General features: G+C 69.4%; 15 protein-coding genes. 13 read left to right on the forward strand and 2 right to left on the reverse strand.

Going from position 1 to position 15,532, the window contains the following annotated elements:
* Window positions 1–29: 29 nt before the first annotated feature.
* The gene (locus LMH63_RS15305; RefSeq protein ID WP_199225729.1) at window positions 30–2,735 is read right to left on the reverse strand and encodes an ATP-binding protein; all 2,706 of its coding nucleotides are present in this window, start codon (window positions 2,733–2,735) and stop codon (window positions 30–32) included.
* Window positions 2,736–2,968: 233 nt separating this feature from the next.
* Between LMH63_RS15305 and LMH63_RS15310 the strand changes: the two genes are divergently transcribed.
* The 8 genes from LMH63_RS15310 (at window position 2,969) to fdhF (ending at window position 11,641) form a co-directional block, all read left to right on the forward strand.
* Window positions 2,969–4,108 carry a helix-turn-helix transcriptional regulator gene (locus LMH63_RS15310; RefSeq protein ID WP_109679771.1) on the forward strand — a complete coding sequence of 380 codons (1,140 nt, stop codon included), beginning with the start codon at window positions 2,969–2,971 and terminating at the stop codon, window positions 4,106–4,108.
* Window positions 4,109–4,395: 287 nt separating this feature from the next.
* On the forward strand, window positions 4,396–5,622 hold the full coding sequence (gene fmdA, locus LMH63_RS15315) for a formamidase (RefSeq protein WP_109679772.1): 1,227 nt from the start codon (window positions 4,396–4,398) through the stop codon (window positions 5,620–5,622).
* 76 nt (window positions 5,623–5,698) lie between these two features.
* On the forward strand, window positions 5,699–6,226 hold the full coding sequence (locus LMH63_RS15320) for an AmiS/UreI family transporter (RefSeq protein ID WP_109679773.1): 528 nt from the start codon (window positions 5,699–5,701) through the stop codon (window positions 6,224–6,226).
* 103 nt (window positions 6,227–6,329) lie between these two features.
* On the forward strand, window positions 6,330–6,680 hold the full coding sequence (locus LMH63_RS15325; RefSeq protein ID WP_109679774.1) for an FmdB family zinc ribbon protein: 351 nt from the start codon (window positions 6,330–6,332) through the stop codon (window positions 6,678–6,680).
* Window positions 6,681–6,719: 39 nt separating this feature from the next.
* A complete protein-coding gene (gene crcB / locus LMH63_RS15330) occupies window positions 6,720–7,103 on the forward strand; it encodes a fluoride efflux transporter CrcB (RefSeq protein WP_109679775.1) in 384 nt (127 codons plus the stop codon).
* A gap of 52 nt (window positions 7,104–7,155) precedes the next feature.
* The gene (locus LMH63_RS15335; RefSeq protein WP_109680419.1) at window positions 7,156–8,772 is read left to right on the forward strand and encodes an NADH-ubiquinone oxidoreductase-F iron-sulfur binding region domain-containing protein; all 1,617 of its coding nucleotides are present in this window, start codon (window positions 7,156–7,158) and stop codon (window positions 8,770–8,772) included.
* On the forward strand, window positions 8,754–9,425 hold the full coding sequence (locus LMH63_RS15340) for a 2Fe-2S iron-sulfur cluster-binding protein (protein ID WP_109680418.1): 672 nt from the start codon (window positions 8,754–8,756) through the stop codon (window positions 9,423–9,425). The genes LMH63_RS15335 and LMH63_RS15340 overlap by 19 nt, the downstream gene beginning before the upstream one ends.
* Complete coding sequence (gene fdhF / locus LMH63_RS15345) at window positions 9,422–11,641, forward strand: formate dehydrogenase subunit alpha (RefSeq protein ID WP_229332616.1); 2,220 nt, start codon at window positions 9,422–9,424, stop codon at window positions 11,639–11,641. Before LMH63_RS15340 ends, fdhF begins: the two co-directional genes overlap by 4 nt.
* A gap of 128 nt (window positions 11,642–11,769) precedes the next feature.
* Here fdhF and LMH63_RS15350 read toward each other — a convergent pair whose 3' ends face one another.
* Window positions 11,770–11,919, reverse strand: coding sequence for a hypothetical protein (locus LMH63_RS15350; RefSeq protein ID WP_158280437.1), 150 nt, complete (start codon window positions 11,917–11,919; stop codon window positions 11,770–11,772).
* A gap of 366 nt (window positions 11,920–12,285) precedes the next feature.
* Between LMH63_RS15350 and LMH63_RS15355 the strand changes: the two genes are divergently transcribed.
* The 5 genes from LMH63_RS15355 (at window position 12,286) to LMH63_RS15370 (ending at window position 15,430) form a co-directional block, all read left to right on the forward strand.
* Window positions 12,286–12,564 carry a type II toxin-antitoxin system TacA family antitoxin gene (locus LMH63_RS15355; protein WP_109679660.1) on the forward strand — a complete coding sequence of 93 codons (279 nt, stop codon included), beginning with the start codon at window positions 12,286–12,288 and terminating at the stop codon, window positions 12,562–12,564.
* 257 nt (window positions 12,565–12,821) lie between these two features.
* Entirely contained in the window at window positions 12,822–13,097 is a 276-nt protein-coding gene (locus tag LMH63_RS15360; protein WP_199225725.1) for a GNAT family N-acetyltransferase, read from the forward strand.
* Window positions 13,098–13,370: 273 nt separating this feature from the next.
* Complete coding sequence (locus tag LMH63_RS19640) at window positions 13,371–13,688, forward strand: IS1/IS1595 family N-terminal zinc-binding domain-containing protein (protein ID WP_439654553.1); 318 nt, start codon at window positions 13,371–13,373, stop codon at window positions 13,686–13,688.
* Between the two features lie 97 nt (window positions 13,689–13,785).
* The gene (locus tag LMH63_RS15365) at window positions 13,786–14,124 is read left to right on the forward strand and encodes a helix-turn-helix transcriptional regulator (protein ID WP_109679662.1); all 339 of its coding nucleotides are present in this window, start codon (window positions 13,786–13,788) and stop codon (window positions 14,122–14,124) included.
* A complete protein-coding gene (locus LMH63_RS15370) occupies window positions 14,114–15,430 on the forward strand; it encodes a type II toxin-antitoxin system HipA family toxin (protein WP_109679663.1) in 1,317 nt (438 codons plus the stop codon). The genes LMH63_RS15365 and LMH63_RS15370 overlap by 11 nt, the downstream gene beginning before the upstream one ends.
* Window positions 15,431–15,532: the final 102 nt, after the last annotated feature.

A 15,532-nucleotide genomic window follows, 5' to 3' on the forward strand; every position in this document is an offset into this window, starting at 1 on the left:
TTGCCAGTGAGCATGCGCGAGCCCCACCCTCACTCGGACTCCGGCGGCAGCCTGCGCGGGAACTCCACCACGAAGCGGGCGCCGTGACCGTAGCCCCCCTGGCTCTCCACCCGAATCGAGCCTCCCAGGGTGCGGGTCACCAGGTTGAAGACCACGTGCAGCCCGAGCCCCGTGCCGCCGGCGCTGCGCCGGGTGGTGAAGAAGGGTTCGAAGATGCGCTCTGCCAGGGCCGCCGGAATGCCCCGCCCATTGTCCGTCACGCTCAGCCGCACGCGCTCCCCGGGCAACTCCCGGGCCTCGATCCGGATCACCCCGCCCGCGTGGTCGTCAGGGAAGGCGTGCTGGACAGCGTTCAGGACCAGGTTGGTGACCACCTGGGCCAGCGGACCCGGGTAGCTGTCCACGCGCAGCTCCTCGGGGCAGGCGAGCTCCAGCCGATGGGGTGTCTGGCGCAGCTGCGGGCTGATGCTGGCCAGCGTCTCCTCCAGGTACGTGCGCAGGTCAATCTCCCGGCGCTCCTCGCTCGCCCGGTCCACGGCCACCTGCTTGAAGCTCTGGATCAGGCCGGCGGCGCGACGGGCATTGGTGAGCATCAGCCGGGCAGACGCCCCGGCATCGTCCAGGAATGACTTCAGCGCCGCGTCGTCCAGCTCGCCCCGGGCGTGCTGCCGGGCCACGGCCCGGGCCCGGTCGTCCAGAAAGGACGCGGCGGTCACGGTGACGCCCACCGGTGTATTGATCTCGTGGGCTACACCGGCGACCAACCCCCCCAGGGAGGCCATACGCTCGGATTGCACCAGGTCATGCTGGGTCTGCTCCAGGTGGTGGAGGGAGTTCACCAGCTCGCTCTCCGCCAGTTCCCGGCTCTCGTGGGAGAGCACCATCCACCACGCAGCGACCGCGAGCAGCCCCAGCAAGCCACCGTAGAGGCGCAGGAAGACGCCCGCCAATTCCCGGTCAGCCTGAACCGGATCAGGCTCGATGAGCCGATAGGAGAGCAGGAACAGAGCCCCCGCGATGATCGCCAGTACCGTGAACAACACCAGGAAGCGCCCGACCCGGCGCCCCAGTTCGGGGCGAAAGGTGGGCTGCTCCAGGCTCGGGGCGCCGCGACTGCGAAACGGGGCCAACAACGGTTCCGGCGCTTTGCAGATGTCGTGACAGTGGGTGTCCAGACTACAGCACAGTGAGCAGATGGGCCCCTCGTAGAAGGGACAGTGGGCCAGATCCTGGGGCTCGTAGGCGCGCTCGCAGATGCAGCACACCCGGGCATGGGGATCCAGGCGACGGCCCGCCTCGTCCCGGGCCAGGTAGTAGCGGCCGCGAGTGGCCACGCCGATGGCCACGGCTGCGCCGAAGGCGGTCACCAGGGAGAGCAGCGCGGAGTACACGCGGGCCAGCTCGCCGAGCAGGCCGGACCAGGCGGCGATGGAGAGCAGCGAGGCGATCAGCATCGCCCCACAGCCCACCGGATTGATGTTGTAGAGATGGGCGCGCTTGAACTCGATGAAGGGCGGGCTGACCCGCAGGGGCTTGAGCACCACCAGGTCGGCGACGATGGCGCCGATCCAGGCGATGGCCACGTTGGCGTACACGGCCAGCACCGCCTCCAGCGTCTCGAAGATACCCAGCAGCATCAGCAGCAGCGCGATCAGCACGTTGAACACCAGCCAGATCACCCGACCGGGGTGGTAGTGAGCTACTCGGGAGAAGAAATTGCCCCAGGCGAGAGAGCCGGCATAGGCATTGGTGACGTTGATCTTCACCTGGGAGAGCAGCACGAAGGCGGTGGCGACCGCGAGCACCGTACCCGCGTCCTCGAACATGTAGGAGTAGGCCTCGATGTACATGCGGATGGGCTCGATGGCCCGGCTGTAGTCGGCGCCATGGCGCACCGCCACGAAGGCGAGCAGCCCTCCCGCCAGGATCTTCGCTCCCCCCACGAGGATCCACCCCGGCCCGGCGAGCACCATGGAGGCCCACCACCGTCGGCGATTCTGCGGGGTCAGGTCCGGCAGGAAGCGCAGGTAGTCAACCTGCTCCCCCACCTGCACCACCAGGGAGAAGAGCACCCCGGTGGCCGCGCCGAAAGACATCAGATTGAACGCCCCCTCCCCCGTGGCCCGACCGGCGAATTGCGACCACTCCCTCAGGATCTCCGGCTCGGTGGCGAAGATGAACACAAAAGGCGTCAGCAACAGCAGCACCCAGAAGGGTTGGGTGACCAGCTGCAGCTGGTTGATCAGGGTGATGCCGAAGAAGGTGATGGGGATGATGACCAGCGAGGAGACCACGTAGCCAAAGACGATCTGCAACCCGAAGTACAGGTGCAGCGCCTGGGCCATGATGGCCGCCTCCAGGGCAAAGAAGATGAAGGTGAAGGAGGCGTAGATCAGCGAGGTAATGGTGGAGCCGATGTAGCCGAACCCGGCTCCCCGGGTGAGCAGGTCCATGTCGATGTTGTAGCGGCTCGCGTAGTAGCTGATGGGCAGGGCGGTCAGAAAGATCACGACGATCGCGAACAGGATCGCCGGGAACGCATTGGCGAAGCCATAGCTCAGCGTCACCGCCCCGCCGATGGCTTCCAGGGCGAGAAAGGAGATGCCCCCGAGGGCGGTATTGGCGACAAGGGCCGGGGGCCAGCGCCGGTACGCCCGGGCCGCGTAGCGCAGGGAGTAGTCCTCCAGCGTCTCGTTGGCCACCCAGGCCCGGTAGTGGCGCTTGACCCGGATCACTGCCGTTCGTCCCGTTCCCGGGGCTCGGTGCTTGACTTGCGGTCACGCCCGACCACTCTGTAGGCGTGGTGCGCGGGGTCACCGGCGTCGACCGCCAGCCGGGCTCGAGGCCGGTCCGCGGTCACTCGGCCCTGGCTCATTCGGCCCGGCGCCAGGGGATCCGCCATGGGGTATTGCTGCAATTCTGTCCCTGAACGTCCATGGCGGTCGGATGTGGGAGCGGCCTGAGGACCATGGCTACGCACCGGCTGGACGGACTCATCCGCCGCATACATGCCGCTGCCGGCCATGAGGCCCGCTGGGCCGGGGCCGTTAGTGCGTTGCGCCGGGTCATGGACGGGCGCTGCGCGGTACTGGCCCGCCACGATTTCCTTCGGGGCCGCGGGGAATGGCTGGTGGATTCCCCCACGGAGCCGCAGGCCCGGCAGGCCTACGCAGAGGAATACTCCGCCCGCAATCCCTGGTTCATGTCCAGCGTGGAGTACCGACCCGGTCGGGTGATGGGTGGCGAGGAGCTGCTCCACCCCGACGAGCTGGTGCGCACCGATTTCTACCGCCAGTACCTGCAGCGCCTGGGCCTGCTGCACCGGCTCTGCGGGGTGGTGGCACGCCGGGGCGATCAGGTCTGGTACCTCGACGTGCTCCGTGGCCCGAGTGAGCCGGCGTTCGGCGTGGACGAGCGCCGGCGCATGCGCACGGTGCTCCGCCACGTCTCGGTCTCCCTGAAGAACCACTGGAGCCTGCGCGATACGGACCAGATGAACCGGGCCCTGCTGACCGTGGTCGACGACCTGGCGCCTGCCGTGTTTGTCGTCGACGGGCGGGCACAGGTGCTGCTCAGCAATGCGCGTTGCGAGGCCTTCCTGGATCGTTGCCCGGGCTTGCGGCTGCGCCACGGCCGGCTCTCGGCCGAAGTGCACACCGAACAGCGCGCCCTGCTGGAAGCCGTCGCCCGGGCGGCGGAGGTCGATCGGGAACGGCCGGGGGACGGCCCGGCCGACCAGGTCGTGAGCCTTCGCGCCGGGGGCGGTGCGCCGGTGACGGTGCTGCTGGTGCGACCCGCCGGGCGGCTGGTCGCCGCGGAGGGTGGCATCCGCGAGGGTGCGGCAGTGGTCGTGGGCAAGACCCACGGGGTGGCGGAGCACGATATGGAGCGCTGCGTCTTCCCCCGGCTCTTCGATCTGACACCCGCCCAGGCACGGCTCGCCGGCCTGGTGCTGAGCGGTACCGGGCTCTGGGACTGCGCCCGGCGCCTGGGCGTCTCCGAGAACACGGTGCGCAGCCACCTCAAGCAGATCTACCAGAAGACGAACTGCCACGGGCAACTGGACCTGGTCCGCCTGCACGCCCAGGTCTGCACCGAGTACCTCTGAATCGCACGGCCACGGTTCACCGGTGATGGACCGCCCGAGGCCTCTCGCCACTTGCCGCTCCACGATCTTCTCCCCCCATTCGGTCCTCCGATTGTCACTCGTGCGCGCGAGTCGGGCCTCACCCGCCGGGGTGAGACCGGGCCGCCCGCCGGGGTCACACGCGTCTCGCCGGGCGGGGGATTCGTCGCGCCCGGGGCGGCGCTAGCCTCGCTCCCAGGCTGCACTGCGCGCCTGATCCCGGGTGGCAGCGGCGGCGCATTTGGCAAAGCGACGGGAGGAGCGAGGTCATGGGCGAGGCGGTATTCACGGTAGAGCTGAACAAGTGGCCCGAAGAGCAGACGGTCAAGACCCATAACCGCTGGCATCCGGACATACCGATCGTCCAGTGGTTCAAGCCCGGCGACGAGTTCCGGGTGGAGTGCTACGACTGGACCGGCGGCCAGATCAAGAACGACGACAGCGCCAATGATATCCGGGACGTGGACCTCACCAAGGTGCACTACCTGAGCGGGCCTTTCGGCGTGGAGGGCGCCGAGCCGGGCGATCTGCTGGTGGTCGATATCAACGACGTCGGCGCCCTGCCCCAGTCCGCCTGGGGGTTCACGGGGATCTTCGCCCGCGAGAACGGCGGGGGTTTCCTCACCGAGCACTTCCCCGCGGCCGGCAAGGCCTGCTGGGATTTCCACGGCATCTACACCACATCCCGGCATGTGCCGGGGGTGCGCTTCCCGGGCATCATCCACCCTGGGCTCATAGGCACTCTGCCGGACCGGGCGCTGCTGGAGAAGGCCAATGCCCGGGAGGCGGCCCTGCTGTCCACCGACCCCGAGCGCGTGCCACCCCTGCTCGCGCCACCCCACGCCGACACGGCGCTGATGGGGGCCATGAGCGGCGCCGCTGCCGACAAGGCCGCCCGGGAGGCCTGGCGTACGGTGCCCCCGCGGGAGCACGGCGGCAACTGCGACATCAAGAACCTGTCCCGGGGATCACGGGTTTACTTCCCCGTCTACGTCAAGGGCGGCGGGCTGTCCATGGGGGACATCCACTGGTCCCAGGGGGACGGCGAGATCACCTTCTGCGGTGCCATTGAGATGGCCGGCTTCCTCGATATCGGCGTCGACCTGATCAAGGATGGCGTCAGCAAGTACGGCATTACCAACCCGGTGTTCCGCCCCAGCCCCGTGGAGCCCCACTTCACCGAATACCTGGTGTTCGAGGGCATTTCGGTGGACGAGCACACCGGCGAGCAGCACTACCTCGATGCGCACATCGCCTACCGGCGGGCCTGCCTGAACGCCGTGGAGTACCTGAAGAAGTTCGGCTACACCGGCGAGCAGGCCTACGTGATCCTGGGCACGGCGCCGGTGGAAGGCCGTATCAGCGGCATTGTCGATATTCCCAACGCCTGCTGCACGGTGGCCATCCCCACGGCCATCTTCGACTTCGACATCCGACCGCAGGCCGCCGGCCCCCAGCGGCAGGTGGGTGGCGTGCAGATCGCCCTCGCCAACTGAACCGGCCGCATCGGGTGCATGACCGCGGCGCGCCCGCCGCGGTCATGCCACTACCGCTTGGGAGGAGGAGTCGGTCATGCTGCTCGGACTCGCTCTGCTGTACGTGGGCGCCGTTCTGTTCCTGAACGGCATCTGGTTGCTCGGCCACATCAACGACCGGGAGATCTGGGTCGTCAACGTCTTCGTGGGCGGCATCACCATGCTGGTGGCCCTGTATCTGGCCTTCGGGCCGGGGGCCGATGCCAGCAGCATCAAGGCGGCGGCGCTGACCCTGCTGTTCACCTTCACCTACCTGTGGGTCGCCATCAATCGCCACCAGGAGGTGGACGGACGCGGTCTGGGCTGGTTCAGCCTGTTCGTGTCCATCACCATCGTTCCGGTAGCCATCCAGACCCTGGGCAACGCGCAGGGTACCTGGGACGTCTGGTTCGGCCTCTGCTGGGCGGCCTGGGCGGTGCTCTGGTTCATGTTCTTCCTGCTGCTGGCACTGCAGAAACCGATCGCCCGATTGACGGGCATGGTGACCGCCGCCGAAGGCGTACTCACGGGCTGGCTGCCCGGGTTCCTGCTCCTGGACGGTGTGCTGGGGCCGGCCGCCGGCTGAGGCCCGGCCAGGCCCCGGTGAGCCGCAGCCGCCGCGGCGCCAGGCGAGCTACCGGCGGGCGGCGGCCAGCGGTTCCGCAACCAAAACCCTGGAGACTAATGAGATGCCCCTCTACGACTATCGCTGCCCCCACTGCGGGCCCTTTCAGGCCTGGGCGACCATGGCCGAGAGTGCCGACCCCGCCGATTGCCCGGCCTGCGGCGTTCCGGCGCCGCGGCGGCCCATGGCACCGTTCCTCAACACCATGAACGGCATCCGGCGCAAGGCGCAGGAGCGCAACGAGCGCAGCGCCCATGAGCCCCGGGTGATGGGCGCCGGGGAACTCGCGGGCCTGGGCCGGCCACGAGGCGGTTGCGGCCACGCCCATGGGGAGCATGGGCATGGGGAGCATGGCGACGGGTCCGGGAAGCCCCGCATGGTCCGCTCCTCCAGACCCTGGATGGTCGGACACTGAGCTTGCCGGTCTCGGGCTGCCGTCCGCTCGCCTGCTGCCGTGAACGAGTGGCTCGCCGTGGCCGGCGGTGGCGCCCTGGGCGCCAGCGCCCGGTATGGCGTCTACCTGCTGGTGGCGCACACGGTGGGCGTGGGCTTTCCCTGGGCGACGCCGCTGGTGAATATCGCGGGCTCGCTGGCCATGGGGGTGCTGGTGGAGCTCACCGCCCTGCTGTGGTTGCCGGCGCCGTGGCTGCGCGATTTCCTGGCGGTGGGCTTTCTCGGTGCCTTCACCACCTTCTCGACGTTCTCGCTTGATGTCGTAACGCTCTGGGAGCGGGACCGGGTGGCGGCGACAGTGGCTTACGTGCTCGCCTCCGGCGTGCTGTCCGTGCTGGCCTGCGTCGGCGGCATGGTCGCAACCCGCCGGTTGCTAGGGCCATGAGGACGCCCGCGGCGTTATGCTAAAGGGAGCGGCGACGCCGGAGGAAAACGGCATGCGACTGCTGGAGCGGCTCGAGGCGATTCAGGCGCGCGGCGGCGCCGTGACGGACGCCGACCTGCAGGCGCTCGCCCGCGACACCGGAACGCCGCTCTACCATCTCGAGGGCCTGCGCAGCTTCTACCCTGTCTTCCGGGAAGCGCCGGGGCCGGTGCATCGTGTTCAGGTCTGCCGCGATGCCGTGTGCCGACTGGCGGGTGCCGAGCCCGCCGTCGCCGCGCTGGAGGCGGCGTTCGCCGGCCGGGACGACGTCGCCCTGGAGCGGGTCTCCTGCCTCGGACTGTGCGACTGCGCGCCGGCGGCGAGCCTGGACGAGGCGCCCGGCGCGCTGCCCGCGCCGGAGCGCCTCAGCGCCTGGCTGGACGGCGGCGAGCGGCCCCCTGCCGCCACGGCCGCTGGTGGGCCGCTGCCCACCGACCCGTATGCCGGCCGCCACGAGCACTACGCCACGGCCGCCCGCTGGCAGGACGCCGACCCCGAGGCGGTGATCCGGGCGCTGGACGAGGCCGGCCTGCAGGGACTCGGCGGCGCGGCCTTCCCCACCGCGCGCAAGTGGGCCTTCACCCGGGCCGCCCAGGGCGCGCCGCGCACCGTCATCTGCAACGCCGACGAGAGCGAGCCCGGCACTTTCAAGGACCGGCTCATCCTCGAGGCCGCACCGCACCTGGTGATCGAGGGCATGGTCATGGGCGCGCGGGTGATCGGCGCCGGCCACGGCATCATCTACCTGCGCCACGAGTACCAGCGGGCGCGCGAGTCGATCGCGGCGGCGCTGGCCGACGCACGCGGCCGCGGCCTGCTCGGCGAGGGCTTCGACATCGAGCTGTTCGTCTCCCCGGGCGGCTACATCCTCGGCGAGGAGACGGCGCTGCTGGAGGCCCTCGAGGACCGCCGCGGCGAGCCGCGCAACAAGCCGCCGTTCCCCACCAATGTCGGCCTGCACGGCGGCCCGACGCTGATCAACAACGTCGAGACCCTGGCGGCGGTGACCACCATCCTCGCCCACGGCCCGGAATGGTGGCGCGCCCAGGGCCGCGGCGGCTACTCCGGGCTCAAGTACGTCAGCGTCTCCGGGGACGTGGTCACCCCGGGAGTGCACTGCCTGCCCTGGGGCACGCCGGTGCGGGAGGCCATCGAGCGCTGCGGCGGGGTGATGGAGGGCCGAGGGGTACTCGCCTTCTCCCCCGGCGGCGCCTCGACGCCGTTCCTGCCCGGGTCGCTGCTGGACACCCCCCTCGCCTTCGAGACCCTGCGCGAGGCGGGCAGCGGGCTTGGCACCGGCGCGCTGGTGGTGGTGGCCGAGGGCCGTGACCTCGCCGACGTGCTGCTCGCCCAGGCCCGGTTCTTCCGCAACGAGTCGTGCGGCAAGTGCGTGCCCTGCCGGGTTGGCTCGCGCAAGGGCGTGGCCCTGGCCGAAGCGGCGGCTGCAGGCGAGGTCGCCCCGGGCGTGGCCGAGGCGCTGCGCACCCTTCATGGCACGCTCGCACGCACGTCCATCTGCGGCCTCGGCCAGGTGGCCCTGCTGCCGGTGGTGGACGCCCTCGAGCGCTTCGCCGACGAGCCTTCCGTCCAGCGACTGCGGGGAGAGGTCCCATGGGCGACGTCACCCTGACCATCGACGACCGGACCGTCACGGTGCCTGCCGGCACCAGCGTCTGGGAGGCGGCGGCCCGGCTCGGCATCGACATCCCCGTGCTCTGCCACGATCCGCGCCTGCGGCCGGTGGGTGTCTGCCGGGTCTGCGCTGTGGACACCGGCGAGCGGACGCTGCCTGCGTCCTGCGTGCGCGAGGTGCAGGAGGGCATGCAGGTGCGCACCGATACCGACGAGGTGCAGGCGCACCGCCGCGTGCTCACGGAGCTCCTGCTTGCCGACCAGCCACCGGTGAGCCGCCGCGAGGCCACTACCGGCCATGACCAGCTCTATGCCCTGGCGCGCAGGCTCGGCGTGGGGACGATCCCCTGGCCGGATGGCGCCGAGGGTCATCCCCGCGGCGAGGACTGGAGCTCGCCGGTGATCGCCGTCGACCACCAGGCCTGCATCCTCTGCGACCGCTGCGTGCGCGCCTGCGACGAGATCCAGCACAATGACGTCATCACCCGCAGCGGCAAGGGCTACGCCACCCGCATCGCCTTTGACCTGGACGCCCCCATGGGCGAGAGCAGCTGCGTGTCCTGCGGCGAGTGCGTCGCGGTGTGCCCGACGGGCGCGCTCACCCACCGGGCGCTGCCCGCTGCCGCGGCGGGGGAGGGAAGCCAGCCATGAAGCGTTTCGAGGCCGGCGCCGCTGCCCCGGCACTGGACGAGATCCGCGAGGTGCCGACCCTCTGCCCGTACTGCGGCGTGGGCTGCGCGCTCGCCTACGGGGTCGACCGCGCCGGCACCATCCACTACGCCCGCGGCCGGGACGGGGCCTCCAACGCCGGGCGCCTGTGCGTGAAGGGCCGCTATGGCTTCGACTACACGAGCCACCCCCAGCGCCTGACCCGCCCGCTGGTGCGCCGGGACGCGGCCTACCCGCGGGGCCCGCTGTCCGCGTTCTCCCGCCCGGGCGCCAGCGGGCCGCGCAAGCCCGGCGGCATCGTCGACTACGCCGAAGTGCTGCCGCACTTTCGCGAGGCGAGCTGGGCAGAGGCGCTGGATCGCGTCGCCGCCGGGCTGGCCGGCGTGCGCGACCGTCACGGCGCGGACGCCGTGGCCGGGTTCGGCTCCGCCAAGGGCTCCAACGAGGAGGCCTACCTCTTCCAGAAGTTCATTCGCGCGGTGATCGGCACCAACAACGTCGACCACTGCACCCGCCTCTGTCACGCCTCCTCGGTGTACGCACTGATGGAGGGCATCGGCTCCGGGGCGGTGACCAACGTCGTGCGTGACGTGGAGAACGCCGAGGTGGCGGTGATCGCGGGCTGCAACCCCACCGCCAACCACCCGGTGGCCGCGACCTTCATCAAGCAGGCGGCGGCTGCGGGCACGAAGCTGCTGGCGGTGAACGTGCGCCGCCCCGGGCTCGCCGACTACGCGCAGCAGTACTGCCAGATCCGACCCGGCACCGACGTCGCCTTCTACAACGCGGTGATGCACGTGCTCATCGACGAGGGCCTGCACGATCGCGCTTTCGTCGCCGAGCGCACCGAGGGCTTCGAGGCCCTGCGCGCGGTGGTGGCCCGCTACAGCCCGGAGGCGGTGGCCGGGATTACCGGCGTGCCGGCGGACGAGATCGCGGGCTTTGCGCGCACCCTCGGGCGGGCGCGCTCGGCGATGTTCTTCTGGGGCATGGGCATCAGCCAGCATGTGTTCGGTACCGACAACGCCCGCTGCCTGATCGCCCTGGCACTGCTTACGGGCAATATCGGCCGTCCCGGCACGGGCCTCCATCCCCTGCGCGGGCAGAACAACGTCCAGGGCGCCTCCGATGCCGGGCTCATCCCCATGTACTACCCGGGCTATCAGAAGGTGGCGGACGCGACGGTGCGGGCGCGCTTCGAAGGGCTCTGGGGCGTGCCGCTGTCGCCGGAGCCGGGGCTCACCACCGCCGAGATCACCCACGCCGCACTGGAGGGGCGGATCCGCGCCCTGTACTGCATGGGCGAGAACCCGTTCCTCTCCGACCCGGACGTGAACCGGGTGCGCGAGTCCCTCTCGAGCCTGGAGTTCCTGGCGGTGCAGGACATCTTCCTCACCGAAACCGCGGAGTTCGCGGACGTCGTGCTGCCGGCGAGCTCGTTCATGGAGAAGCGCGGCAGCTACACCAACACCGACCGCCGCGTGCAGCTTGGCCGCCCGGTGCGCGAGCCCCCCGGCGAAGCGCGGGAAGACTGGCGCATCATCGCGGCCCTGGCGCGCCGGCTCGGGCATGACTGGGACTACGCCGACGAGGCGGCGATTTTCGACGAGCTGGTGGCGGCAGCGCCGCTCTATGCCAACCTCAGCCACGAACGGCTCGGCGACAATGGGCGCTGGTATCCCTGCCCGTCGCCGGAGTCCGACGGCGAACGGCTACTCTTCACGGAGCGCTTCCCCATCGGCCGCGGCCGTTTCGTGCCGGCGGAGCTCGGCGAGGCGCCGGATCTGCCGGACGCCGAGTACCCGCTGGTGCTCAACACCGGGCGGCAGCTGGAGCACTGGCACACGGGCGTGATGACCCGGCGCTCGCTGGCGCTGGACGCCCTGGCCCCGGAGGCGCGGGTGGAGGTGCACCCGGACGATGCCGAGCGCCTCGGCATCGCCGACGGCGACTGGACGCGCCTTACCTCCCGGCGCGGCAGCGTGCAGGTGCAGGCGAAGGTCACCGATGACGTCGCCCTGGGCACGCTTTTCCTGCCGATGCACTTCCGCGAGGCCGCCGCCAACCTCCTCACCAGCCCGGAGCTCGACCCCTACGGCAAGATCCCCGAGTTCAAGATCTGCGCCGTGCGCCTGGAGCGGTTGGCAACCCCGCACGGGGAGATTGCTCAACACAACGACACATCGGACACGGCGTAGAGACGAACTGGTGCTGACGGCCGGGTGGAAGCCCATGCAAGGCTCGAGGCAGCCGGCCCGCCCGGCGACTACCCGCTCGCCACTTTTCGCCTCGTTGTGAACCTTCGTGCCCGTCGTGTCGCTGTGTTTCATCCGCCGGGCCGGGCCCGGCGCAGCGTGAGCGCCTCGCCACCCGGCCCCCGACGCTCGAGGGTGTCCTCAAGCAGCGCCACGCGCCTGCCCTCGCGTGGGCGCTCCCAGGTGAGCGTCTCATCGGCGAGCGCGGCCTCGACCACCACCTCGGCACCACCACCGCAGGGGTTTCACTTCACCAGTCCGTTGCAGGCGGGCGGGCTCCGACAATTTAGGTGAGCGCCTTGCGTGGGATAACGCCTGTCACAGGCCCTGACCGGCGCCTGCCACCTCCCAGAACGTCGCGCACCGGGCCTCGCAGAAGCGGTCTCTCCGCCAACTGACCGGGGGGCGATCCACGCGGCCGCACGAGTGTAGCCCCCGACGACGCTAGGGTCGGGTCCAGAAACATCATGGCGTTAGAGGACGCCAGGCCTTAGGAAGCCCCGAACCCAACGGAAGCGCCAGACATTGACCTCCCTTGGATGTACGGATATAACCCGTACATCAACCCAGCGAATTGGGAGCCTGCCATGCCGACCCGCAGAGCGGCCCGCGAAGACAGGATTGAGCTGCGAGCTACCAATGAGGAAAAGCAGCTGCTGGCGACGGCGGCCGCCTATGAGCGGCTGGACGTAACCACCTACATCATGCGTACTATGCTGCCGGCCGCCCGCGAGGTGGTGGACCGGGCAGAGCGCATCGTGCTCAGCGAGCGCGACAGCGCGCGCGTGCTGGACCTCCTGGAGAACCCGCCCGAGCCGACTCCGGCTCTGATGGCCGCTGCGCGTCGCCGTGCCGAGCGTGCCTGACGCCGCCAACGGATTGGCGCGAGGAGCCCATTGGACGGCACCATGACCGCAAGCGCTTCGACAGCGGTTCGCCTGACCTTAACGCCTATCTCACCCGCTACGCCCGGCAGAACCACAGGTCTGGCGGGGCCAAGACCTTCGTCGCAGTCTCTCCTTCGGAGCCGGCCCGCGTCCTCGGCTTCTACTCGATCAGCCCGGGCGCCATCGAATTTGCCCGCGTCCCTGCGAACCTGACCAGGAAGCTCGGCCGTTACCAGGTGCCGGCCTTCCGCCTCGGGCGCCTGGCCGTCGATCGATCCGTACAGGGCCAGGGCCTCGGCGGCGAGCTGTTGCTGGCCGCGGGAGAGCGAGCACTGGCCGTGGCTACGGAAGTTGGCGGCGTCGCACTCGCCATCGACGCGAAGGACGAGGCCGCGGCACGCTCGTACGCGCGATTCAGCGCGCAGCCACTGCTGGACGATCCGCTCAAGCTCATCCTCCCCCTCAGCGTCATTGCCGAAGCAATCGAGAAGGCCGCAGAGCAGTCCAGCTAAACCAGGGCAACCCACCAACGCAGAGTACGCCACTCGGCGACGTTTCGCGGTCGGCGAGCGCTCCTACCCGTGCGGATCAACCCACCGAGGTCGGACACCTACATGTGGGCGTCACGGCCTGGAAGAAATACCCGCACCCTGTACCCTTCCTGCGGATGGCCCGACTGGCGTCGGACCTGAGCGCCCGGGGTCAGGGACTGGGAGCGTTGGCTCTGCTCGCAGCCATTGAGGAGGCGCTGCCCATCGGCTGCCGCCACTGCGCAAGCGAGCGTGATGCGAAACGGCACCCGGCTCGGGCTCCAGCGCTGGCTGTGCCGGGATTGCGGGCGAAGCTGCACGGCGACCATCGGCACCGCGCTCTCGCGCCTGCGGGGCAAGCACAAGTCCGAGACCTACGCCCGATGCCTGGATCAGGGGATGACCGTGCGGGAGGCCGCCGAGGAGGTGGGTCAGTTTAGGTGGCCACTGACACCGCCCCAGCGGGCAGACGCTCGTTGCCCCAGCAAGGCGCCGGCTGCAGGCCCCGGTTTCATGCTTCGGATGGAGTGGCCCAGAGGAGACACGAATCAGCGGGGTGTGGAGCGCCGATAGGGCATCGATTGACTCGGCGTGTGCCCTCGTACAATCTGACCTATATAAAGCTCAAATCTATATGAAATGGTTCATATATAGGTCAGGGCGGTTTGCGATGGCGAAGATACACAAGCGGACCTATTCGCGCTACGCGCTCGAGGCCCTGGCGTTGCTGGGCAAGTCGATCCGGCTCGGGCGCATGCAGCGCCGGCTCACCGCCCAGGAGCTCGCCGAGCGTATCGGCGTCTCGCGCAGCACCCTTCAGCGCATCGAAAAGGGCGACCCCAGGGTGGAGATCGGGCTGGTGCTAGAGGCGGCCACCATCGTCGGCGTCAAACTGTTCGACGCTGACGAGAAGGGCATTGCGGCCCTTACGGCCCGGACAGACGACCGCATCGCGCTGCTGCCGAGGCACGTCTACAAGGCCGGCAGGCGGGTCGAGGATGAGTTCTAGTATTCCAGAATACGACGAGGCCTATGTCTGGGCCTGGCTGCCGGGCGCGACCGAGCCGGTCGTCGCCGGGCGACTCCACGCCCATGACGGGGTGGTGAGCTTCAATTACGGCAAGAGCTATCTCGCACGATCAGATGCGATTCCGCTTTACCTGCCGGAGCTGCCACTGGAAGCCGGCGAACTGCCGCTGCTCCCCGGCCTCACCATGCCCGGCTGCATTCGCGACGCCGCGCCCGACGCCTGGGGTCGCCGCGTCATCCTCAATCGCAAGCTTGGCGTCAGGGCTGACGAGTTCACGCAGGTCGATCTCCCGGAGCTGGCCTTCCTGCTGGAATCCGGCTCCGACCGGATCGGCGCGCTCGATTTTCAGCGCTCGCCGACGGTGTACGAGCCGCGCTCGCCGGTCAATGCGACGCTCGAAGAGCTGATGGACGCCGCCGAGCGGGTGGAGAAGGGCATTCCGCTCTCGCCGGACCTCGATCAAGCGCTCCATCACGGCACCTCGATCGGCGGCGCGCGCCCGAAAGCCCTGATCGAGGACGGCGGGGTGAGGCATGTCGCCAAGTTCTCCTCGTCCTCCGACCTCTACAGCGTCGTCAAGGGCGAGTTCATCGCGATGCGGCTCGCCCGTCATTGCGGCATCGACGCGGCACCGGTTTCGCTGGTCCGCGCCGGTGGCAAGGATGTCCTGCTGGTCGAGCGCTTCGACCGGGCGCGCGCTGACGGGGGCTGGCAGCGGCATGCGATGGTCTCGGGCCTCACGATGCTTGGCCTCGATGAGATGCTGGCGCGCTACGCCAGCTATCAGGATCTCGCCGAGATCATCCGCCATCGCTTCACGGCGCCGGCCGAGACGCTGCGCGAGCTCTTCGCCCGCATCGTCTTCAATATCCTTTGTGGCAACACCGACGATCACGCCCGCAACCATGCGGCCTTCTGGGATGGCGCGACGCTCACCCTCACGCCCGCCTATGATATCTGCCCGCAGGGGCGGTCCGGCCAGGAAGCGACGCAAGCCATGCTGATCAGCGGCCAGAACCGCATGAGCCGGATGGCCTCATGCCTTCAGGCCGCGCACCACTTCCTGCTGTCCGAGGCTGACGCGATTGCGCTCATAGAGTGTCAACTCGCCCGTATTGGCGAGAATTGGCGTCCTGTCTGCGACGAAGCGGAGCTTGGAGAGGCAGACCGCAACCTGTTCTGGGGGCGTCAGTTCCTCAACCCCTACGCCTTTACGGCACTGGAGGGGCGCGCGGGTGCCATCAAGACGCTGGCCGAGGACATTCGCGACGACGCTTCGGCGTGAAAACGGGCGGCCTGGGCGGCGGAGCGCTTCGCTTTCATCGTGGAGTGCCTTCGCGCGGCACTCGCTGTCATTGAGAATGGAAAACACAAAAGGGGGCTCCAT

The sequence above is a fragment of the Spiribacter halobius genome, from assembly GCF_020883455.1.
Lineage (GTDB): Bacteria > Pseudomonadota > Gammaproteobacteria > Nitrococcales > Nitrococcaceae > Sediminicurvatus > Sediminicurvatus halobius.